Annotated in this window: 24 protein-coding genes; 15 read left to right on the forward strand and 9 right to left on the reverse strand. The window is 72.2% G+C overall.

The genetic code is table 11. From position 1 onward, the window contains the following. The first annotated feature begins 706 nt into the window (after positions 1–706). The 4 genes from ctaD (at position 707) to ACZ63J_RS27500 (ending at position 5,165) form a co-directional block, all read left to right on the forward strand. Positions 707–2,494, forward strand: coding sequence for an aa3-type cytochrome oxidase subunit I (gene ctaD / locus ACZ63J_RS27485; protein WP_465406260.1), 1,788 nt, complete (start codon positions 707–709; stop codon positions 2,492–2,494). Between the two features lie 244 nt (positions 2,495–2,738). Next, on the forward strand, positions 2,739–3,968 hold the full coding sequence (serB, locus tag ACZ63J_RS27490) for a phosphoserine phosphatase SerB (RefSeq protein ID WP_465402206.1): 1,230 nt from the start codon (positions 2,739–2,741) through the stop codon (positions 3,966–3,968). Continuing rightward, positions 3,965–4,744: a peptidyl-tRNA hydrolase gene (locus ACZ63J_RS27495; protein WP_465402204.1), complete on the forward strand. Its 780-nt coding sequence runs from the start codon at positions 3,965–3,967 to the stop codon at positions 4,742–4,744. Before serB ends, ACZ63J_RS27495 begins: the two co-directional genes overlap by 4 nt. Before the next feature lie 16 nt (positions 4,745–4,760). Further along, a complete protein-coding gene (locus ACZ63J_RS27500) occupies positions 4,761–5,165 on the forward strand; it encodes an OsmC family protein (RefSeq protein WP_465402203.1) in 405 nt (134 codons plus the stop codon). Here ACZ63J_RS27500 and ACZ63J_RS27505 read toward each other — a convergent pair. The 4 genes from ACZ63J_RS27505 to ACZ63J_RS27520 form a co-directional block, all read right to left on the reverse strand. Beyond that, positions 5,162–5,410 (reverse strand): hypothetical protein, encoded by a 249-nt coding sequence (locus ACZ63J_RS27505; RefSeq protein ID WP_465402202.1) that lies wholly within the window; start codon positions 5,408–5,410, stop codon positions 5,162–5,164. The two genes, ACZ63J_RS27500 and ACZ63J_RS27505, sit on opposite strands and share 4 nt — an antisense overlap. Before the next feature lies 1 nt (position 5,411). Further along, the gene (locus ACZ63J_RS27510; RefSeq protein ID WP_465312632.1) at positions 5,412–5,753 is read right to left on the reverse strand and encodes a hypothetical protein; all 342 of its coding nucleotides are present in this window, start codon (positions 5,751–5,753) and stop codon (positions 5,412–5,414) included. A gap of 58 nt (positions 5,754–5,811) precedes the next feature. Next, positions 5,812–7,863 carry an ATP-dependent DNA helicase gene (locus ACZ63J_RS27515; RefSeq protein ID WP_465402200.1) on the reverse strand — a complete coding sequence of 684 codons (2,052 nt, stop codon included), beginning with the start codon at positions 7,861–7,863 and terminating at the stop codon, positions 5,812–5,814. A 638-nt stretch (positions 7,864–8,501) separates the two neighbouring features. Further along, positions 8,502–9,089 (reverse strand): biotin transporter BioY, encoded by a 588-nt coding sequence (locus ACZ63J_RS27520; RefSeq protein ID WP_465402198.1) that lies wholly within the window; start codon positions 9,087–9,089, stop codon positions 8,502–8,504. A 206-nt stretch (positions 9,090–9,295) separates the two neighbouring features. Between ACZ63J_RS27520 and ACZ63J_RS27525 the strand changes: the two genes are divergently transcribed. Beyond that, positions 9,296–9,913, forward strand: coding sequence for a choice-of-anchor P family protein (locus ACZ63J_RS27525; RefSeq protein ID WP_465402221.1), 618 nt, complete (start codon positions 9,296–9,298; stop codon positions 9,911–9,913). Here the strand turns inward: ACZ63J_RS27525 and ACZ63J_RS27530 are convergent, their stop codons facing one another. The 3 genes from ACZ63J_RS27530 to ACZ63J_RS27540 are packed head-to-tail and all read right to left on the reverse strand — an operon-like array spanning position 9,914 to position 12,455. Beyond that, entirely contained in the window at positions 9,914–10,558 is a 645-nt protein-coding gene (locus ACZ63J_RS27530) for a bifunctional 4-hydroxy-2-oxoglutarate aldolase/2-dehydro-3-deoxy-phosphogluconate aldolase (protein ID WP_465402196.1), read from the reverse strand. It abuts the gene before it with no gap. Beyond that, positions 10,555–11,124 carry an isochorismatase family protein gene (locus ACZ63J_RS27535; RefSeq protein WP_465402194.1) on the reverse strand — a complete coding sequence of 190 codons (570 nt, stop codon included), beginning with the start codon at positions 11,122–11,124 and terminating at the stop codon, positions 10,555–10,557. Before ACZ63J_RS27535 ends, ACZ63J_RS27530 begins: the two co-directional genes overlap by 4 nt. Before the next feature lie 29 nt (positions 11,125–11,153). After that, complete coding sequence (locus ACZ63J_RS27540; RefSeq protein WP_465402192.1) at positions 11,154–12,455, reverse strand: nicotinate phosphoribosyltransferase; 1,302 nt, start codon at positions 12,453–12,455, stop codon at positions 11,154–11,156. A 73-nt stretch (positions 12,456–12,528) separates the two neighbouring features. On the opposite strand from ACZ63J_RS27540, the gene clpS reads away from it, so the two are divergent. The 6 genes from clpS to ACZ63J_RS27570 all read left to right on the forward strand — a co-directional run bounded on the left by clpS (position 12,529) and on the right by ACZ63J_RS27570 (position 16,131). Then, the gene (gene clpS, locus ACZ63J_RS27545; protein ID WP_465312625.1) at positions 12,529–12,828 is read left to right on the forward strand and encodes an ATP-dependent Clp protease adapter ClpS; all 300 of its coding nucleotides are present in this window, start codon (positions 12,529–12,531) and stop codon (positions 12,826–12,828) included. Next, positions 12,825–13,382 carry a DUF2017 domain-containing protein gene (locus tag ACZ63J_RS27550; RefSeq protein ID WP_125313000.1) on the forward strand — a complete coding sequence of 186 codons (558 nt, stop codon included), beginning with the start codon at positions 12,825–12,827 and terminating at the stop codon, positions 13,380–13,382. Before clpS ends, ACZ63J_RS27550 begins: the two co-directional genes overlap by 4 nt. Continuing rightward, a complete protein-coding gene (locus ACZ63J_RS27555) occupies positions 13,379–14,362 on the forward strand; it encodes a P1 family peptidase (protein ID WP_465402191.1) in 984 nt (327 codons plus the stop codon). Before ACZ63J_RS27550 ends, ACZ63J_RS27555 begins: the two co-directional genes overlap by 4 nt. A gap of 68 nt (positions 14,363–14,430) precedes the next feature. Continuing rightward, positions 14,431–14,838 carry a M67 family metallopeptidase gene (locus ACZ63J_RS27560; RefSeq protein ID WP_465312623.1) on the forward strand — a complete coding sequence of 136 codons (408 nt, stop codon included), beginning with the start codon at positions 14,431–14,433 and terminating at the stop codon, positions 14,836–14,838. Positions 14,839–14,904: 66 nt separating this feature from the next. Next, a complete protein-coding gene (locus ACZ63J_RS27565; RefSeq protein ID WP_086679767.1) occupies positions 14,905–15,177 on the forward strand; it encodes a MoaD/ThiS family protein in 273 nt (90 codons plus the stop codon). 3 nt (positions 15,178–15,180) lie between these two features. Beyond that, positions 15,181–16,131 carry a PLP-dependent cysteine synthase family protein gene (locus ACZ63J_RS27570; RefSeq protein ID WP_465312622.1) on the forward strand — a complete coding sequence of 317 codons (951 nt, stop codon included), beginning with the start codon at positions 15,181–15,183 and terminating at the stop codon, positions 16,129–16,131. 1 nt (position 16,132) lies between these two features. Here the strand turns inward: ACZ63J_RS27570 and ACZ63J_RS27575 are convergent, their stop codons facing one another. Next, complete coding sequence (locus tag ACZ63J_RS27575; protein ID WP_465402189.1) at positions 16,133–16,960, reverse strand: MBL fold metallo-hydrolase; 828 nt, start codon at positions 16,958–16,960, stop codon at positions 16,133–16,135. Positions 16,961–16,969: 9 nt separating this feature from the next. Here ACZ63J_RS27575 and ACZ63J_RS27580 point away from each other — a divergent pair, with 9 nt between their 5' ends. Then, positions 16,970–17,677 (forward strand): aspartate/glutamate racemase family protein, encoded by a 708-nt coding sequence (locus ACZ63J_RS27580; protein WP_465402188.1) that lies wholly within the window; start codon positions 16,970–16,972, stop codon positions 17,675–17,677. A gap of 1 nt (position 17,678) precedes the next feature. On the opposite strand, the gene ACZ63J_RS27585 is transcribed toward ACZ63J_RS27580, so the two are convergent. Then, positions 17,679–18,521 (reverse strand): arylamine N-acetyltransferase family protein, encoded by an 843-nt coding sequence (locus tag ACZ63J_RS27585; protein ID WP_465402187.1) that lies wholly within the window; start codon positions 18,519–18,521, stop codon positions 17,679–17,681. Positions 18,522–18,614: 93 nt separating this feature from the next. Here ACZ63J_RS27585 and ACZ63J_RS27590 point away from each other — a divergent pair, with 93 nt between their 5' ends. Genes ACZ63J_RS27590 through ACZ63J_RS27600 form a run of 3 tightly spaced genes read left to right on the forward strand, consistent with a single transcriptional unit; the run spans position 18,615 to position 20,865 of the window. Next, positions 18,615–19,265, forward strand: a complete 651-nt coding sequence (locus tag ACZ63J_RS27590; RefSeq protein ID WP_465336423.1) for a rhomboid family protein — start codon at positions 18,615–18,617, stop codon at positions 19,263–19,265. Beyond that, complete coding sequence (gene murI / locus ACZ63J_RS27595) at positions 19,262–20,068, forward strand: glutamate racemase (RefSeq protein WP_465402186.1); 807 nt, start codon at positions 19,262–19,264, stop codon at positions 20,066–20,068. Before ACZ63J_RS27590 ends, murI begins: the two co-directional genes overlap by 4 nt. A 29-nt stretch (positions 20,069–20,097) precedes the next feature. After that, complete coding sequence (locus ACZ63J_RS27600; protein ID WP_465312616.1) at positions 20,098–20,865, forward strand: MBL fold metallo-hydrolase; 768 nt, start codon at positions 20,098–20,100, stop codon at positions 20,863–20,865. Positions 20,866–20,868 lie beyond the last annotated feature (3 nt).

A 20,868-nucleotide genomic window follows, 5' to 3' on the forward strand; every position in this document is an offset into this window, starting at 1 on the left:
TGGGGGGGGGGGGGTTTGGGGGGGGGGGGGGGGGGGGGGGGGGGGGAAGGGGGGGGGGGGGGGGGGGGGGGGGGGGGCGCCCCGCCTCCGCGCGCAACCGGGGTGTCTCGCCGTCGAGGTCCTGCCGCTCGAAGATGCGCTCGAGGTCGTCGAGCGGGCCGCGCCGGGGCAGTTCGCCGGGATACTCCCGCAACGCCGCGTGCACTTCGGCGAGCGAGCGCGCGACGACGTCCGGTGCGTACCGGTGGTCCGGATCGTGCGGGGTGTGGTGCCAGAGCGTGACCGGCAGGCCCTCGGCGAAATGCGGTCCGGCCGGGGGATCCGTGGCCGGTGAGACGACGAGCACACCACGTTCGGTGAGGAACCGGGACAGCGCCACGTCCCGCTCCTGCCACGCCGGACCGGGCCGCGCCAGGCGGGTGGTCCCCGGCACCCGCGCGACCAGCGGACCCAGCTTCACCAGCACGTTCGAGCGCTCGTGGAGCACCTCCGGCTCGTGCTCGCGCAGGCCCAGCCGCGAGGTCACGGTCAGTGCCGCGCGAACCGCGGCGCGCGTGTATTCGTCGGCCACGGACCGATCTTGCCAGCCGGTGCGCGCGACTGTCGGTAGCGAGGGCTACGATCCCCCTAAGCCGTCGGACCGGGTGTTCCCGGGCCGGTGGCGCGACGATGACCACCACAAGGTTTTCAAGTGTTGGAGGCAGGAGTGACGGCCGTAGCCCCCAAGCCGATCGCGACGCGCCCGTACCCCGCGCACGAGTCGGTCAAGGGTTCGTACCTGCTGCGGTTGTTCCGCACGACGGACCACAAGCAGATCGGGATCATGTACCTGGTCACGTCGTTCGCCTTCTTCATGGCGGGCGGCGCGATGGCCATGCTCATCCGCACCGAGCTGGCGCGCCCGGGACAGCAGTTCCTCTCGCAGGAGCAGTACAACCAGCTGTTCACCATGCACGGCACGGTGATGCTGCTGCTGTACGCGACCCCGATCCTCTTCGGCTTCGCGAACTTCGTGCTCCCGCTGCAGATCGGCTCGCCGGACGTCGCGTTCCCGCGGCTGAACGCGTTCTCGTACTGGCTGTACCTCTTCGGCGGCCTGATCGTGCTGTCGGGCTTCCTGACGCCGGGTGGCGCCGCCGACTTCGGCTGGTTCGCCTACACCCCGCTGTCGGACGCGATCCACTCGCCGGGCGTCGGCGCGGACCTGTGGATCTCCGGCCTGGTGGTCTCCGGTCTCGGCACCATCCTCGGCGCGGTCAACATGGTCACCACCGTGGTCTGCCTGCGCGCGCCGGGCATGACGATGTACCGGATGCCGATCTTCACCTGGAACATCCTGGTGACGTCGATCCTGATCCTGCTCGCCTTCCCGATCCTGACCGCGGCCCTGATGGGCCTGCTGGCGGACCGGCATCTGGGCGCGCACGTGTTCGACCCCGAAAACGGCGGGGTGATCCTCTGGCAGCACCTCTTCTGGTTCTTCGGCCATCCAGAGGTCTACATCGTCGCCCTACCGTTCTTCGGGATCGTGTCGGAGATCTTCCCGGTCTTCAGCCGCAAGCCCATGTTCGGCTACAAGAGCCTGGTCTGGGCGACGCTGGCCATCGCGGCGCTGTCGGTCGCGGTGTGGGCGCACCACATGTACGCCACCGGCGCCGTGCTGCTGCCGTTCTTCTCCTTCATGACGTTCCTGATCGCGGTCCCGACCGGCGTGAAGTTCTTCAACTGGATCGGCACGATGTGGAAGGGCCAGCTGTCCTTCGAGACGCCGATGATCTTCTCGATGGGCTTCATCGTCACGTTCCTCTTCGGCGGCCTGACCGGCATCCTGCTGGCCGCGCCGGCGATCGACTTCCACGTGTCGGACAGCTACTTCGTCGTCGCGCACTTCCACTACGTGCTCTACGGCACGATCGTGTTCGCCACCTTCGCCGGCATCTACTTCTGGTTCCCGAAGATCACCGGCCGGATGATGGACGAGAAGCTCGGCAAGTGGCACTTCTGGACCACGTTCATCGGCTTCCACGGCACGTTCCTCGTCCAGCACTGGCTGGGCGCGGAGGGCATGCCGCGGCGGTACGCGGACTACCTCACCAGTGACGGCTTCACGACGCTGAACACGATCTCGACGATCGGCGCGTACATCCTCGGCGCCTCGACGCTGCCGTTCATCTGGAACGTCTTCAAGAGCTACCGGTACGGCGAGATCGTCACGGTGGACGACCCGTGGGGCTACGGCAACTCGCTCGAGTGGGCGACGTCCTGCCCGCCGCCGCGGCACAACTTCACCGAGCTGCCCCGGATCCGCTCCGAGCGGCCGGCCTTCGAGCTGCACTACCCGCACATGATCGAGCGCATCCACAGCGAGGGTGAGATCGGCTTCTTCGGGAAGCAGAAGGACAACAGCCACGGGGCGCCGTCGCAGGTGCTCACCGAGGCGTTGATCCCGGGAGACCACTCGAACGACAACGCGAGCGAGCAAGGCGACAAGTAGGACCCCTGATCGAGTGAGCGCGGGGCGGGGGGTTTTGGGGGCAGGGCGAAACGTCACCTTTGTTCGCGTCCCGAGCGGCGCAACGCAAATGCAGAATTTCCCAAAAAAGAAGACACACCAACGCCCACCCCCTGGCTGCGGCCCCCCCTTCCCTGTTTTTCGCACCCCCCCCCCCCCCCTCTACTTGTGTCCGGGTCCGGACCGGCAGACTGACCGTGCAGCGTTGCCGAACGAGGGATGACCAGTGAGCCAGACGCCCGTCCTGATCACGACGACCGGCCCCGACAAGCCCGGTGTCTCGTCCGTGCTGTTCGCCGTGCTGACCCGCCACGACGTCGACGTGCTCGACGTCGAGCAGGTCGTCATCCGCGGGCGGCTCGTGCTCGGGGTGCTCGCCGGGGTCTACCGCGACCCCGAGGGTCTGCAGGAGTCGGTCGAGCAGGCGATGGCGTCGGTCGGCATGCAGGTCGACGTCACCATCGGGGCGGCCATCGGGGACGACCCGTTCGCGCTCGGCCGCCGCGACTCCACCCACGTGCTGGTCGTGCTGGGCCGCCCGGTCACCGCGCGGGGCTTTTCCGAGGTCGCGCGCCGGCTGGCGTCGCTCGGCGCCAACATCGACGCGATCCGCAGTGTGGCCGACTACCCGGTGACCGGCCTGGAGCTGTACGTCTCGGTCGACCAGGACACGCCGGAAGCGGACGCCGCCCTGCGCTCGGAGCTCGCCGACGCCGCGGTCGAGGCCGGGATCGACATCGCCGTCGAGCGGGCCGGGATCACCCGGCGCGCGAAGCGGATGGTCGTCTTCGACGTCGACTCGACCCTGATCCAGGGCGAGGTCATCGAGATGCTGGGCGCGCACGCCGGGGTCGAGCCGGAGATCCGCGAGATCACCGAGGCGGCCATGCGTGGCGAGCTGAACTTCACCGAGTCGCTGGAGCAGCGGGTCGCGCTGCTGGAGGGCCTGCCCGCGACGGCGATCGACGAGGTCGCCGCGTCGATCGAGCTGACGCCGGGAGCGCGCACGACCATCCGCACGCTCAAGCGGATGGGGTTCAAGACCGGGGTGGTGTCCGGCGGGTTCACGCAGGTCATCGGCGGTCTGGTCGAGGACCTCGGCCTGGACTTCGCGGCGGCGAACGAGCTCGAGATCGTCGACGGCAAGCTGACCGGCAAGGTGGTCGGCGAGATCGTCGACCGTGCAGGCAAGGCGAAGGTGCTTCGCCGCTTCGCCGGCGAGTACGACATCCCGCTCGAGCAGTGCGTCGCGGTCGGGGACGGCGCCAACGACATCGACATGCTTTCGGCGGCCGGCATGGGCGTCGCGTTCAACGCCAAGCCCGCGCTGCGCGAGGTGGCCGACACCGCGCTGTCGCACCCGTACCTCGACGCCGTGCTGTTCGTGCTCGGCCTGACCCGGGGCGAGGTCGAAGCGGCCGACGCCGCCGACGGCCTCGAGCTGCTGCGTCCATGAGCAGCGTTCTCGACCCGCTGGGCGCCCGGTACGCCTACTGGCTGGGGCTCCCGGCCGAAGACACGTCGGACACCTCCGACGAGCTCCCGGAGGAAGTCCGGGCGATGCCGGTGGTCCTGCGCATCGAACGCGCCGAGCCGCCGGCCCGCACCGCCCTGCTGGAGGCCGCGGCGGCGGCCGCGCTCGCCGTCTGCCTCGACGAGCGCGCCGAGCCCGGCGGGGAGTGGGCCGAGCCGATGCACGCGTGGCTCGACAACCGGATCCGGAAGGTCGCCCGCCGCGCGCGGGGCGCGCACTGGGCGGCGGCCCAGGACTTCCCCGGCATCACCGTCGAGGTCGACGGCGCCGAGGCGCGGGCCTTGGTGCCCGGCCTGGTCACCGAGACGCCCAAGGAGATCGCGCGGCTGCAGATCTCGGGCAGCGAGCTGCCGCCGGACGAGCCGGGCCCGGTCCCGGCCGGCGTGCCGCTGCTCCTGCTCAACCCGCACACGCCGATGACCGTCGGCAAGGCCGCCGCCCAGGTCGGGCACGCCACGATGATCCTCGCCGCGCTGCTGGGCGACGCCGAGCGGGCCGCCTGGGCCGAGCGGGGTTACCGGACGGCGGTGCGCACGGCGAGCGAGGCGCGGTGGAAGGAGCTGCACCCCGGTGACGACCCCGAAGGCGCGTGGCGGCGCGACCGCGTGGTCGCCGTGCGGGACGCGGGGTTCACCGAGGTCGACCCCGGCACCCTCACGGTTCTTGCCCAGTGGGAGCCGGAACAAGCAGCTTCCTGAGCCGGTTGGAGCGGGCATGGGACTCGAAGTACAGCGCGACGGGCAGCACTCCTTCGTCGGCCGCAACGAGCGGGGCGCCGAGGTCCGGCTGGGCCGCACGGGCGCCGAAGGGGCGTTCTCGCCCGCGGAGCTGCTGCAGATCGCGGCCGCGGGCTGCAGCGCGGTGACGGCCGAAGAGCTGATCACCCGGCGGGTCGGCGAAGACGCGAAGTTCCGCGTCGCCGTCACGGCCGACCGGCGTGAGGGCGCTTCGGAGCTGGACGCGGTGCACGTCGCCTTTGATGTCGACGTGTCGACACTGGCGGCGGATCAGCGGGAAGCGCTGGCCGGCGCGGTGGACCGGGCGATCGAGCGGCTCTGCACGGTGAGCCGGACGCTCAAGAAGGGGATCCCGGTGACGGAGAGCTTCCCGGAGGCCTAGCGGTCGTACGGGATCAGCTCGTCCATCGCGGTGGCGAGCGTGCTGCGCTGCTGGAAGTCCAGGAACGGCAGCAGGACCCCGCACTTGACGCACGCCCGCGCCAGCTTGGCGGTGAACGTCGGCTCGGCGTGGATCGCGTTCCGCCGCTTGAAGCGCAGTTCCGGGCTGCCTCCGTGCGGGGTGGTGCTCACCAGCTTGCCGAGCGGGCTCAGGCTGCCTTCGGCGCCGCAGACGGGACAGCGCATCTCAGTTCTCGCTGGATTCCCAGACCACGTAGGCCTGGTCGGCGTCCGTGGTCATGGCTTCGATGAACTTCTCGTTGTCGAAACCCGGAAGCGCCTGCAGGCGCTCGATCAGCGCGTCGGCCGCCGGGTCGCCGCTGGGGATGGCCGTGCCCTTGCCGTCGGTGCCCACCAGCATGAAGAAGACGTCTTCATTCCACGGGCCGTCCGGGATCACCCGCACCATCACCGACGACAGGTCGGACCACGTGACGGCCTCTTCGCTGCCGTCCGCGAGCCGCCGTCGCACGCCGGTGTCGTCGACGCTGACGGTCCGGGACTGGGCGCTGGAGGAATCCTGGCTCAACCGGTGCTCCCTTGTTGCTTCGGTTGCTTCACCGTACCGGTCGGTGTTGTGGACCGCGTCACGCGGGCGCGGCTGCGTCCAGCCGGCGCAGGGCGTCACGCGCCACTTTCGGATCCATCGTCGGCCAGAACGGCGGCAGGGACGCACGGAGGAATCCGCCGTAGCGGGCGTTCGCCAGCCGCGAATCCAGCACCGCGACTACCCCGCGGTCGGTGACCGACCGGTGCAGCCGGCCGGTGCCCTGCGCCAGCAGCAGCGCCGCGTGCGTCGCCGCCACGGTGAGGAAGCCGTTGCCGCCGCGGGCTTCCACCGCGCGCTGGCGCGCCGAGGACACCGGGTCGTCCGGGCGCGGGAACGGGATCCGGTCGACCACCACGAGCTGCAGCGACGGCCCGGGCACGTCCACGCCCTGCCAGAGGCTGAGCGTGCCGAACAGGCACGTGCGGACGTCTTCGGAGAACTTCTGGACCAGCAGCGACGTCGCGTCTTCGCCCTGGCAGAGGATCGGGAAGTCGAGCCGTCCGCGCATCTCCTCGGCGGCCTGCTTGGCCGCGCGCATCGAGGAGAACAAGCCGAGCGTGCGCCCGCCCGCGGCCTCGACCAGCTCGGCCAGTTCGTCCATTGTGGACGACGCGAGGCCGTCGCGCCCCGGCGGCGGCAGGTGCTTGGCCAGGTAGAGGATCCCGTTGCGCTTGTGGTCGAACGGCGAGCCGACGTCCAGGCCGGTCCACTTCGGGCCGGAGTCGACGTCCGACGGGACTTCCTTCTCCGTCGCGGCGCCCGGCGCCTGCTCCACGCGCGCCGCGGCCGGCGGGAGCCCCCACTGGCGCGCCATCGTGTCGAACGTGCCGCCCAGGGTCAGCGTCGCCGACGTCAGGATCGTCGTGTGCTGGTTGAACACCCGCTCGCGCAGCAGCCCGGCGACGCCCAGCGGCGCGACCTTCAGCGCCGGCGGCCGCGGGTTCGACGAGTACTTGTCGCCGGAGAGCCAGACGACGTCACGCTGGTGCGCCTGGTCGTCGTCGAACGCCTCCAGCAGGCGGACCGCGGTGTCGTGCACCTCGTCGAGCAGCGAACGCGCCAGCTTGCGCGCGGTGGCCCCTTCGACGTCCTCCTTGCGATCCGAGCCCAGCGCCGTGATGCAGCGGTGCGCGGCGTCGCGGACCGCCGGGATGGCGCCCTTCAACGGCTGCGGCAGCGCGTCCATCCGGCCCGCGGGCAGGTCGTCGACGATCAGCGCCAGGCCGTCACCCGCCTCCAGCAGGCCGTCGGCGACGTCGGCGTCGATCAGCTTGCCGCAGCGGCGGGCGGCGGACGCGCACATCGCGCTGGTCAGCTCGCCGGTGGCGACCGAGGTGACCCGGTCGACGAGGTCGTGGGCCTCGTCGATGATCACGACGTCGTGGTCCGGCAGCACCTGGTAGCCCTGCAGCGCGTCGATGGCCAGCAGCGCGTGGTTGGTGATGATGACGTCGGCGCGGCCGGCCTCGGCGCGGGCCTTCTCGGCGAAGCAGTCCGTGCCGATCGGGCAGCGTGAAGCGCCGAGACATTCCTTCGCCGTCACCGATACCTGGCGCCACGCCTGGTCGGTGACACCCGGGACGAGCTCGTCGCGATCGCCGGTTTCGGTGTCGGACGCCCACTCCCGCAGCCGCGTGACCTCCTTGCCGAGGCGCGACACCGCGAACGGGTCGAAGAGCTGGGCGTCCTCCGGTTCGTCCGGCGCGCCGGAGTCCAGCCGGTGCAGGCACATGTAGTTGCGGCGGCCCTTGAGGATCGCGAAGGTCGGTTCGCGGCCGAGCGGCTTCTTCAGCGCCTTCGCGAGGCGCGGCAGGTCGCGGTCGACGAGCTGGCGCTGCAGCGCGATCGTGGCCGTGGAGACCACGACGGTGGCCTCCTTTTCGACGGCGTGGCGGATCGCGGGCACGAGGTAGGCCAAGGACTTGCCGGTGCCGGTGCCGGCCTGCACGGCCAGGTGCTCACCGGTGCGGATGGCGCGGCCGACCGCGTCGGCCATCTCGACCTGCCCCGGACGCTCGGCGCCGCCGACGGACTCCACCGCGTGGGTGAGGAGTTCGAGGACGCCGGGGAAATCAGTTCGAGCGGGCACAGCGACACATTAGCCGCCGGGCCCGACAGGATCGGTGATCCGTCGCGAACGGGCCACTCGCGCCGCTCGGGGAGGGCTGGGGTGCGGGGCGGGGTGGTGGGAGGGGCCTGGGTGGTGGCGGATGCTCGCCGGGCGCGGGGCTGGGGTGGTCGGCGAAGGTGGCCTGCGGTGATGAGGCCGGGCGCATGGCTGACTGGGGCTGGCGCGGTGAAGAAGGCGGCGGCAGCAGAGGGTGGGCGGCGGAGCGGGCTGAGCGCGGAGGGGCTGGGCGAGGAGAAGGGGGAGGAGGCGGAGGGTGGCGCGTGCGGCGGAGTCGGCTGGGCGAGGAGAAGGGGGCAGCGTGGGAGGAAGCGGAGGGTGGCGCGTGCGGCGGAGTCGGCTGGGCGCGGCGTGGGAGGAGGCGGCGCGGCAGAGGGTGGTGGGTGCGGCGGCACCGGCTGACCGCGGAGGGGCTGGTCGTGGCGGAGCGGGTTGTGGGGGTGAACTGACCCGGTGGTGGGAGGCGTTCGACCAGCCAGGCGCGGCGAAAGGGGCCTCGCCGCAAAAGTCGGCCTGCAGTCAAGGGCGAAGGGGACCTCCCCGCGACAGTCGCGGAGAAGCCCCCTTCGAGCCCAACAGAGGCGAGAGCGCCCCGTACCTCACTCCTCGGTGCGGCCCGAGACCAGCTTCCAGGTCAACGGCAGCAGCCCCGCCGCCACGATGATCTTGATCGCGTCGCCCACCAGGAACGGGGTCACGCCCTTGGCGAACGCCGTCGAGAGGTCGAAGCCGGTCGAGGCCATCAGCCATGGCACGCCGAACGCGTAGATCACCATGTTGCCGAGCACCATCGTGCCCGCCGTGCGCGCCGGGGTCCGGTCGCCGCCGCGACCGGCGAGGGCGCCGACCAGTGCGCCGGCGAAGACGAACCCGACGATGTAACCCGCGCTCGCGCCGGACAGGCCCGCGGTGCCGTGCTGGAACCACGGCACGCCCACCGCGCCGACGAGCAGGTACACCAGCATCGACGCGGCGCCGCGCGACATGCCGAGCGACGCGCCCACGAGCAGCGCCGCGAACGTCTGGCCGGTCATCGGCACCGGGCTGCCCGGCACCGGGATCGTCAGCTGCGCGGCGGCGCCGGTGAGCACGGCGCCACCCGCGACCAGCGCGATGTCCCGGACGAGCGAACCGGGCACGAGGTCGGCCAGCACGGGCCGCCTGCCGGCGAAGGACAGCGAAGACACAAAACCTCCCTGGGTGAGCGGACGCCCGAGGTTAACGCTCGTTACCCCAGGAAAAAGCCGGAAGTTGCGTTCCTCACCGGCCACCCGACCGGGTGGACCCGATCAGGGCGCGGCCCGGGGCTGCCGATGACGAAAGGGGTAACTACGAACAGTCACGAAACCGAGGAGGCCGGTGCATGCGAAACGCCAGGAAGAGGACATTCCGGTTGCTGGCGGTGACCGCACTGACCGTGCCGCTCCTGGCCGCGGCGACCCCCGGGACGTCCACCGGATGGGCGTCTTCGGGCTCACTGGACGTGATGATCGACAACGAGCACGTCATGACCGGTGAGCTGGCCAAATGCACCGTCGACGGCCCGCTGAGCGCGCGGACGTCAGGCGGGGTGACCGGGGACGTCGCCGCGTTCGGCCTCGGGGAGAGCGGCTGCGGGCGCTCGGGCGCCGTCTCGGTCGCGCAGGCGTCCGGGCACCGCTTCGAAGCCGGCGTGCTCAAGCGCTACGGCGGCCCGGTGCTCACCGTGCGCACCTACTCCGCGAAGTGCGCCACGAACGCCACCGGCAGCGGTGGTGAGGTCTCGATCGGCGCGGTCACCGGCATCACCGTGCCGGCGGAGATCCCCGCGAACCACCGGATCGTCATCCCGGGCGGCCCGGCCGGGACCGCGCTCGCGACCGTGATCCTCAACGAGACCGTGACGCCCCAGCCGCCGGACGGCAGCCTCGTGACCCACGCCGTGCACATCAAGCTGTTCCCGCAGGGCGGCCCGGCGAGCGGGGACATCTACCTGGGCACGGCCGCCTGCGACCCCTACGGCAAGAAGTAGCTACGCGGTCGCGAAGCGGCTCGCGGCGGCGACGAACTCGCCGGCCCGCGTGGCCAGGTCCGGCAGGCTGCCGCCCGAGGTCAGCGCGTCGCCGAGCAGCGGGGTCGCCGCCGCCACCGCGATCGCGCCCGAGCGCAGGTAGCCCTCGACGTCGGCCAGGTGGACACCGCCGGTCGGCACCAGCGGAACGTCCGGCAGCGGCGCCCGCACCGCGCGCAGGTACGCGATCCCGCCGACGGCCGCGACCGGGAACACCTTCACCGCGGCCGCGCCGAGCCGCCAGGCCTGGTCGATCTCCGTCGGTGTCAGCGCGCCGCAGACCACGGGGGTGTCCAGCGCCGCCGCGCGCTCCAGGACCGCCGGGTTGACCGTCGGCGTGATCAGGTACGCGGCGCCCGCGTCGACCGCGACGTCCACATCGGACGGTTCGCGGACGCTGCCCGCGCCGATCAGTGCGTCGGCCCCGAGCGCGAGACGCAGCGCGGTGATCGCCGCCGGCGCGCCCGGGGTCGTCAGCGTCGCTTCGAGCAGGCGGATGCCGGCCGCGTGCAGCACCATCGCCGCGTCGGCGAACCGGGACGCGTCGGAGGCGCGCAGGATCGCGACCAGCCGGTGCTCGGCCAGAAGAGCCTTCAGGTCCTTCACGCGACGTGCGCCGTTCCGGTGTGCGTGACGCCGGCTTCGTCGAAGTCCCGCAGCGCGCTGTCGACCGAAGCCCGCGCGATCCCGGCGGTGTGGTCGAGCAGGACACGCACGCCGAACCCGGCGCGGGCCGCGTCCAGCGCCGTCGCCCGCACGCAGTAGTCGGTCGCGATGCCGACGACGTCGACGTCGGTCACGTCGTGTTCGCGCAGCCAGGTCTCCAGGGACTGCCCGCTCCGGGACGCGCCTTCGAAGCCCGAGTAGGCCGCGCTGTACTCGCCCTTGGAGAACACCTCGCCGATCGGGACGACGTCGAGCGCCGGGTGGAACGACGCCCCGGGCGTGCCGGCGACGCAGTGCGGCGGCCAGCTCTCCCGGAAGTCCGGGGTGTCGCTGAAGTGGGCGCCCGGGTCGATGTGGTGGTCCCGGGTGGCGACGACGTGCGAGTAGCCGCCGGTGGCGCTCAGCGCGGAGATCGTCTCCGCGGCCGCCGCGCCGCCCGCGACGGCCAGCGAGCCGCCTTCGCAGAAGTCGTTCTGCACGTCCACCACGATCAGCGCGGTTGCCATGGTGACCTCCGGGTCAGAGACAGTGTCGATCAGAAAAACTGGGTCGGGATCGCCGGGTCGCCGTGCGAGAGCTTCAGGCCCTCCCACGGCAGGCTGACCAGGCCGTGGCGCAGCCGTTGCCGCGCGTCGTCGAGCGTAGGCAGGTCCGCCTCCACACGGCCGCCGCGGATCAGCGGGATCTGCAGCGGCCGGTCGTTCGGCTGGGGCTCGGGCGCGCCGCCCGCCGTGGTCCAGACGACCTCCTCGACCGCCGTGCCGGTGCCGCGGTGACGCCGCAGCGCGGACTTCCGGCCGCCGCGGGACTCCTTGTGCGCGCTGCGCTTGGCGACCGGCTTGCCGTCCACCTCGACCAGCTTGTAGACCATCCCGGCGGTCGGCGCGCCGGACCCGGTGACCACCGAGGTGCCGACGCCGTACGCGTCCACCGGCTCCGCGCGCAGCGCCGCGATGGCGTGCTCGTCGAGGTCGCCGGAGACGACGATCCGGGTGTCCTTGGCGCCGAGGGAGTCCAGCTGCTCACGCGCGCGGCGGGCGAGTGGGCCGACGTCGCCGGAGTCGATCCGGATCGCGCCCAGCTCCGGCCCGGCGGCGCGGACCGCGCTCTCGATCCCGGCGGTGATGTCGTAGGTGTCGACCAGCAGCGTCGTGTCGGAGCCCATTTTGCTCACCTGCGCGCGGAAGGCCTCCTCCTCGCTGTCGTGCAGGAGCATGAAGGCGTGCGCGACGGTGCCGCGGGTCGGGATGCCGTAGCGGCGGCCGGCTTCGAGGTTGGACGTCGTCGCGAAGCCGGCCAGGTAGGCGGCGCGCGCGGCGGCGACGGCGGCGTACTCGTGCGTGCGGCGCCCGCCCATCTCGATGATCGGCCGGCCGTGCGCGGCGCCGGACATCCGGGCCGCCGCCGACGCGATGGCGCTGTCGTGGTTGAGGATCGACAGGACCAGCGTCTCCAGCAGCACGCACTCGGCGAACGAGCCGGTGACGGTGAGGATCGGCGAGCCGGGGAAGTACAGCTCGCCCTCCGGGTAACCGTCGAGGTCACCGGCGAACTCGTAGTCCGCGAGCCAGGCCAGCGTCGCGTCGTCGACGACGGCGGTCGCCTCCAGCTGCGCCAGCTCGGCGTCGGTGAAGCGGAAGTCCGCGATCGCGTCCAGGACGCGGGCGGTGCCGGCGACGACGCCGTAGCGCCGCCCGTCCGGCAGGCGCCGGGCGAACACCTCGAACACGCAGGGGCGCGCGTGCGTCCCGTCGGCGAGCGCGCTGCCCAGCATGGTCAGCTCGTAGTGGTCGGTGAGCAGCGCAGTGCTGGCCGTGGCCGGCTCCGGTGAACCCATGTGGTCAGCCTATTCACCCACATGGCCGGACCTGGCGCGGCATACCCCGTCACCCCCGTGACACCATGGGTGCATGTCCACGCCTGTCGCATCCGAACAGACGCAGGTCGAACCGGCCGGGGCCGAGGTCGCGGAGTCGGACACCCCCTGGCGGACCGTGGTCTGGAACGACCCGGTGAACCTGATGTCGTACGTGACGTACGTCTTCCAGAAGCTGTTCGGCTACAGCCGCGACCATGCCACCAAGCTGATGATGGACGTGCACCACAAGGGCAAGGCGATCGTGTCGTCGGGCAGCAAGGAGAAGGTGGAGACGGACGTGGCGAAACTCCACGCGGCGGGCCTGTGGGCCACCATGGAGCAGCCTTCGTGAACGGCTGGCGGCGCAAGGGCGCGGTCATCCACGCGGGCTTCGAGCAGCAGGAGGCCGCCGTGCTGCGCGGCCTGGTCAGCCAGCTCGAGGACATGCTCACCGCGCGGGCCGAGGAGGCGCCGCAGGACGAGCTCGCCGAGCTGACCGGCATCCGGACCGGGCCCACCGAGTCCCCGGACGACCCGGTCCTCTCGCGGCTGCTGCCGGACTTCCACAAGCTCGACCCGGACAACCCGACCCGCGAGGACCTCGACTCCGCGTCGGCGATGCGCTCGCTGCACGAGCCGGAGCTGCTGGACATCAAGGTCGGCGTGGCCAAGATCGTGCTCGACACGCTGCCTCGCGACGGCGGCCACGTCCGGCTGACCGAGGAGCAGGCCGACGCCTGGCTGGGCGCGCTCAACGACGTCCGGCTGGCGCTGGGCACCGCCCTCGACGTCACCGAAGACATGCCGGACGAGCTGCCCGAGGACGACCCGCGGGCGCCCCACCTGGGCGTCTACCACTGGCTGACCTGGGTGCAGGAGACGCTGATCCAGGCGCTGACCGGATGATCACCGACGTCGCCGGGGTGCTCGTCGGGCACCACGAGCGGATCGGCGACGGCTGGGCGACCGGGACGACGGTGGTCCTGGTGCCCGACGGCGCGGTCGGGGCCGTCGACCAGCGCGGCGGCGCGCCCGGCACCCGCGAGACGAACCTGCTCGAGCCGGAGAACCTGGTGCAGCGGGTCAACGCCGTCTGCCTCTCGGGCGGAAGCGCGTACGGCCTGGCCGCGGCCGACGGCGTCATGCGGTGGCTGGCGGAGCGGAACCTCGGGTTCCCGGTCGGGGCGCAGCCGCACGAGGTCGTGCCGATCGTGCCCGCGGCGGTCCTGTTCGACCTCCCGCGCAGCGAGTGGGGCAACCGGCCCGACGCGGCCTTCGGCTATGCGGCCTGCGACGCGGCCGCTCCGGGCCCGGTCGCGCAGGGCACGGTCGGGGCGGGTGCGGGCGCCGCCGTCGGGTCGCTGAAGGGCGGCATCGGCACGGCGAGCGAAGTGGTGGGCGAGTTCACCGTGGGCGCGCTGGCGGCGGTCAACGCGGCCGGGGAAGCGGTCGACCTCTCGACCGGCCGCGCGTACGCCGCCGACCACGGTGACTTCGGCGTCACCTGGCCCTCGCGGCCCGCGGACCTGCCGTCGAAGCGGACGGACCTGAACACGACGATCGGCGTGGTCGCCGTCGACGCGGCGCTGTCGAAGGCCGAGGCGCGGCGGATCGCCGTCGCGGCGCAGGACGGGCTCGCCCGCGCGGTCCGGCCGGCGCACTCGATGTTCGACGGCGACACGGTGTTCGCGCTGGCCACGGGCGCGCACGAGCTGCCGGACGCGAGCGGCCCGTTCGGCGCGGCGGCCCGGCCTGCTGCGCTGGACACGCTGTGCGCGGCGGCCGCCCGGGTGTTCGCGCGGGCGATGGTGCACGGCCTGCTGGCGGCGACCACCGCGGGCGGGGTGCCGGCCTACCGGGACGTCTGGCCGGAGGCCTTCGGCTGAGCCGGTGTGCGCCGCAGCACAGCATCTCACGATATGGATTGTTCCCGTCCACCACCTAAGATGTCGGTGTGCTCCGGATTCGCCGTGAACTCGTCGACGAGATCGTCGCCCACGCCCGCCGTGACCACCCCGACGAAGCCTGCGGGGTGATCGCCGGGCCCGAGGGCAGTGACTCGCCGGAACGGTTCATCCCGATGCTCAACGCCGCGCGGTCGCCGACGTTCTACGAGTTCGACTCCGGTGACCTGCTGAAGCTCTACCGCGAGCTCGACGCGAACGACGAAGAGCCGGTGGTCATCTACCACTCGCACACCGCGACCGAGGCGTACCCGTCGCGGACCGACGCGTCGATCGCGGCCGAGCCCGGCGCGCACTACGTGCTCGTGTCGACCCGGGACCCCGAAGTGCACGAATTCCGCTCGTACCGGATCGTGGACGCCGAGATCACCGAGGAGCCGGTCGAGATCGTCGGCTGAGCCGTCTCGGAACAAACCGCGCGCCACCGGCGTCTGCGTGTAGGAACCCACCGGAGGTAAGAACCCATGGCCGTGACCGTCTCCATCCCGACGATCCTGCGCACCCACACCGGCGGCGAGAAGTCCGTCGAGGCGAAGGGCGCGACCGTGCTCGAGGTCATCGACGACGTCGAGTCCCGGCACGCCGGCATCAAGGGCCGCCTGGTGAAGGAAGAGAAGCTGCACCGCTTCATCAACGTCTACGTCAACGACGAGGACGTGCGCTTCGCCGGCGGGCTCGAGGCCGAGGTCAAGGACGGCGACACGCTGACCATCCTCCCCGCCGTGGCCGGTGGCTGATCGATGGCTCGCTTCGAGTCCCTGCTCGACGCGCTCGGCGGCACCCCGCTGGTCGGGCTGCCCCGGCTCTCGCCCACGCACGACGTGCGCCTGTGGGCGAAGCTGGAGGACCGCAACCCGACCGGCTCGATCAAGGACCGCCCCGCGCTGGCCATGATCGAAGCCGCCGAGCGTGAGGGAAGGCTGCGGCGCGGCTCCACGATCCTGGAGCCGACGTCGGGCAACACCGGCATCTCGCTGGCCATGGCCGCCAAGCTCAAGGGCTACGGGCTGGTCTGCGTGATGCCGGAGAACACCTCGACCGAGCGCAAGCAGCTGCTGCAGGCCTACGGCGCGCGGATCGTGTTCTCCCCGGCCGCGGGCGGCTCGAACGAGGCCGTCCGGCGGGCGAAGGAGCTGGCGGAGGCGAACCCGGAATGGGTGATGCTCTACCAGTACGGCAACCCGGCCAACGCCGACGCGCACTACCGCGGCACCGGGCCCGAGCTGCTCAAGGACCTGCCGACGCTGACGCACTTCGTCGGCGGCCTCGGCACGACCGGGACGCTCGTCGGGTGCGGCCGGTACCTGCACGAGGCGAAGCCGGACGTCCAGATCATCGCGGCCGAGCCGCGCTACGGCGAGCTGGTGTACGGCCTGCGCAACCTCGACGAGGGGTTCGTGCCGGAGCTGTACGACGCCAGCGTGCTCAACGGCCGGTACTCCGTCGGCGCGTACGACGCCCTGCGCCGGACGCGGGAGCTGCTGGAGCACGAAGGCATCTTCGCGGGCATCTCGACGGGCGCGGTGCTGCACGCGGCGCTCGCCGTCGCGGAGAAGGCCGCGGCGGCCGGTAAGCCCGCCGACGTCGCCTTCGTCGTCGCGGACGCCGGGTGGAAGTACCTGTCGACCGGGGCTTACTCCGGCTCGCTCGACGAGGCCGCCGAGCGGCTCGACGGGCAGCTCTGGGCCTGAGTCACTCCGCCTTCCACAGCTCGGGCAGGGCGAGGTCGACGCCGTCGGCCTCGGCCAGCCGCTGGAAGGTGGCCATGGTCGTGCCCAGGTCGTCGACCAGCTTCGGCAGCAGCTTGAGCGGCTTCGACAGCGGGCGCCAGAAGGCGTCCCAGTGGATCGGGCGGACCTTGCGCGGGCCGAGCGCGCCGACCGTCTCCCGCCAGTACTCCTCGCGCCATTCCTCCGTCTGCTTGCCGGCGGCTCCGGCGCCCAGGTAGACGACGTCCGCGGTGTAGCCGGCCAGTGCGCCGGGCACGAAGTTCGCGGACGCGTGGACCAGGACGCTGCCCGCCGCGTGCGCGAGGTGGAACGAGTAGCACCGGCCGGTCTTGAACGCGCCGGTCTTCGCCGGCGGCCGGACGGGCTCGGTGATCTCACCCGGGTAGCGGTCGCCGGCGCTGTGCTCGGCTTCGACCGGGGTCACGGTGAAGGCGCCGAACCCGACGGGCTTGCCCGGCACCAGCTCCTTGAACGGCTCGGCGGCCAGGCCGTACCCCTCCTGGACCTGCCGCGTCGACGGCGAGCCGGCCAGCGTGGCGCCGGTCAGCTCGGCGACGACCGGCGCGTCGAGCACGTGGTCGACGTGCGAGTGCGCCACCACGACGGCGTCGAGCTTCGTGACGCCGAGGCGGCGGAGGGCCTCCTTGATCCGGCCGCGGTCCGGCGCCACGCGGGTCGCCAGCTTCAGCAGGGACGGCCGCGAGAAGAAGCCGTCGACCAGCACGGCGGAGCGGCCGTCGGTGACCAGCACGTTCGAGACCCCGGCGAACGTCGTGCGCAGTTCGGGCATGCTGTCAGCATGAAGGTCATCGGGCTGCTCGGCGGGATGAGCTGGGAATCTTCGGCCGAGTACTACCGGCTCGTAAACGAACGGGTGAAAGCCGCGCTCGGCGGGTTCCACTCGGCGCGCACGGTGCTCTACTCCGTCGACTTCGCCGCGATCGAGGCCATGCAGGCCGATGGCCGCTGGGACGACGCCGGCGCCGAGCTGAACCGGGCGGCTCGCGCGCTCGAAGCCGCCGGGGCCGACTTCGTGGTGCTCTGCACCAACACCATGCACAAGGTCGCCGACCGGCTCACCGACGGCCTCGGCATCCCGCTGCTGCACCTCGCCGACGCGACGGCGGCCGCGGTCAAGGCCGCCGGGATCGGCCGGGTCGGCCTGCTCGGGACCGGGTTCACCATGAGCCAGCCGTTCTACCGCGACCGCCTCGCCGCGCACGGCCTCGACGTGCTCGTGCCCGCCGAGGAAGACCGCGACCTCGTGCACCGCGTGATCTACGACGAGCTCGTGCTCGGCGTGGTCAAGCCCGAGTCCCGAGACGCCTACCGCGGCGTGATCGCGCGGCTCGTCGAGGCGGGCGCCGAGGGAGTCATCTACGGCTGCACCGAGATCGAGCTGCTGGTCGGCCCCGAGGACGCCCCGGTGCCGACCTTCCCCACGACGCGGCTGCACGCCGAGGCCGCCGTCGACTACGCGCTGGGCAAGGCTCCGCTGCCCGCTTGAGTCACACCGCGACCACCGGCCCGCCGCTCGTGTGGGCCTCGTGCTGGGCCACGACCTTCCGCCACAGCCGCTCGCGCTCCTCGGCGGTGAACAGGTCCGGCGTGATGCCGAAGACGTCCGCCGCGGCCGCCCACCAGGCTTCGGTTGTCTCGACCAGCTCCTTGGCGCCGTGGCGGTTCAGGGTCAGCGCCCGCAGCGTGTCGACGCCCGCCGCGTCCCGCCGCTGGATGACGCAGACCCGGACGAACCCGGACTCCGGGGACGTCGACAGGTACGCGTGCTTCTCCGCGAAGTCGGTCATCTCCGCGACGCCGGGCGCGAAGTCGAAGCCGACGAAGCTGCCCGCCGGGTCGTGGTCGAAGTGCCAGCCGCCCGGCGCCACCTCGGACGGCCGCAGCCGGTAGGTGTGCGGGCCCTGGGTGTACGAGCCTTCCCGCAGAGGCAGCGGCTCGTGGATGCCGTCACCGAGGCCGGTGTCGACCAGCCACGCCGTCTCCGGCTCGTCCGGCAGGCCTTCGACGGTCAGCGCCAGGTGGTTCCGGCCGATGTTCGGCGCGACGCCCGGCTCGCCTTGCACCCCGCCCAGATGGCGCGTGACCTGGTAACCGAGCTCGCGCAGCAGCGCCGAGAAGGCGCCGTTGAGGTGGTAGCAGTACCCGCCGCGGCCCCGCAGGATCCGCGCCAGCGACGCCGACGGCTCCAGCGGCGTCGGCCGCTCCAGCTGGATCTCCAAGGCCTCGTACGGCACGCGCTCGACGTGCGCCGCGTGCAGCCGCCGCAGCGCGTCCAGGCTCGGCGGCTCCGCTTCGAGGCCGAGCCGCGCCAGGTAACCGGTGACGTTCATGCCGGCCACGCTAGCGAGGGGCACCGACAAAAACCCCGGATCAGGGATTTCACCCGAGGCGGGGCCGCCGAACACCGACGTAGCCTCGAAGACGTGAGCACCTTGCCCGTGAACCCGGCCCCGGAATCCGACGTCCGCAAGCGCGTGCTGCCGCCGAAACCGAAGGCGGCCGCGCTCGTGGCGCTGTCGTTCGTCGTCGTGCTGTACCTGGTCGAGCTGGTGGACGTGATCCTGCCCGGCGACCTCGACCAGGGCGGCATCATCTCCCGCAAGCTCTCCGGCCTGGACGGCGTCCTGTTCGCGCCGGTGCTGCACGCCGGCTGGTCGCACCTGTTCGCGAACACGGTGCCCGTGCTCGTGTTCTCCTTCCTCGCGATGGCCGCCGGGATCGGCCGGTTCGCGCTGGTCACGGCCATCATCTGGGTGCTGTCCGGGCTCGGGGTGTGGCTGGCCGGGCCGTCGGACACGGTCACCGTCGGCGCGTCGGGGCTGGCCTTCGGCTGGCTCGCCTACCTGCTGGTCCGCGGCATCTTCAACCGCGCGGCGGGCCAGATCCTCGTCGCCGTCGTCCTGCTGGGCGTGTGGAGCGGGATGCTGGCCGGGCTGCTGCCGGGCAACCCCGGCGTCTCCTGGCAGGGGCACGTCTTCGGCGCGCTGGCCGGGGTCCTCGCGGCCTGGCTGACCAGCCGCACCGGCAAGTCCGCGAAAACGGAGCCCGCGGCCCCGGGTAACCTCGGGGTGTGACGTCCCCGCCCGCTGATGCCCCGATCGCCGTGTTCGATTCCGGCGTCGGCGGGCTGACGGTGGCGAGGGCGATCCTCGAGCAGCTGCCCGCCGAGCAGCTCCGCTACGTCGGCGACACGGCGCACAACCCGTACGGCCCGCTCCCGATCGCCACCGCCCGCAGCTACGCGCTCGCGGCCTTCGACGAGCTCGTCGAGAGTGGCGTGAAGGCGCTGGTCATCGCCTGCAACACCGCGTCCGCGGCCTGCCTGCGCGACGCCCGCGAGCGCTACGACGTCCCGGTGATCGAGGTCGTCCTGCCCGCCGCGCGCCGCGCCGTCGTCGCCACGCACACCGGCCGGGTCGGGGTGATCGGCACCGAGGGCACCGTGCGCTCGCGGGCCTACGAAGACGCGTTCGCCGCGGCGCCGGGCATCACGCTCACCAGCGTCGCCTGCCCGCGGTTCGTCGACTTCGTCGAGCGCGGCATCACCTCCGGCCGCCAGGTGCTCGGGCTCGCGCAGGGCTACCTCCAGCCGTTGCTCGACGCCGAGGTCGACACGCTCGTGCTCGGCTGCACGCACTACCCGCTCCTGCAGGGGGTGCTGCAGATCGTGATGGGCCAGGAGGTCACGCTCGTCTCGAGCGCCGAGGAGACCGCGAAGGACCTCGTGCGCGTCCTCACCGAGCAGGACCTGCTGACGACCAGGGACACCCCGCCGCGGCACGAGTTCCTCGCCACCGGCTCGGCCGAGCCGTTCACCCGGCTCGCCCAGCGGTTCATGGGGTTCGCCCCGGGTGTCCTCGCTCCCACCACCGCGTGATGAGACCTTCCGGCGCTTAGGGTGGCGACGTGCGACTGACCATCCTCGGGTGCTCCGGCAGCATCCCCGGGCCGAACACCGCCGCGTCCGGTTACCTGGTCGAGGCCGAGGGCTTCCTGCTCGGCCTCGAACTGGGCAACGGCACGCTGGCGCAGCTGCAGGCCGTGGCCGACCCGTTCGACCTGGACGCGCTCGTGCTCACGCACCTGCACCCCGACCACTGCGCCGACGTCAGCGCGCTCACCGTCCTGCGGCGCTACCACCCGGCGCCGCCGTACCCGGCGCGCCCGCGGCTGCTGCCGCTGTACGCGCCGCCGGACGCGCCGGTCCGGCTAGCGAACGCGTACGCGCCGAACGAGACCGAGCGGGCCGTCACGGACCTCTCGGACGTCTACGCGTTCCACCCGCTGCGGGCGGAGCCGTTCCGGATCGGGCCGTTCGAGGTCGTCGCGGTCGAGGTCGACCACCCGACGCCGGCGTTCGGCGTGCGCATCTCCTACGGCGGCCGGATCCTCGCCTTCACCGGCGACACCGGGCCGTGCCGGGCGCTGAACGAGCTCGCCGACGGTGTCGACCTGCTGCTCGCCGAGGCGTCGTGGACGGACTCGGCCGAGCGCCCGGCCGGGGTGCACCTGTCCGGCAGGCAGGCCGGCGAGCTGGCGCGCGACGCCGGCGTCGGCCGCCTGCTGCTGACGCACATCGCGCCGTGGACGGACGCGGGGGCGGTGCTGGCCGAGGCGTCGGCCGAGTTCCCCGGCGCCGAGGTCGTCAAGCAGGGTGCCGTCTACGACGTGTGAACG

This window comes from Amycolatopsis sp. NPDC104863 (genome assembly GCF_055582965.1).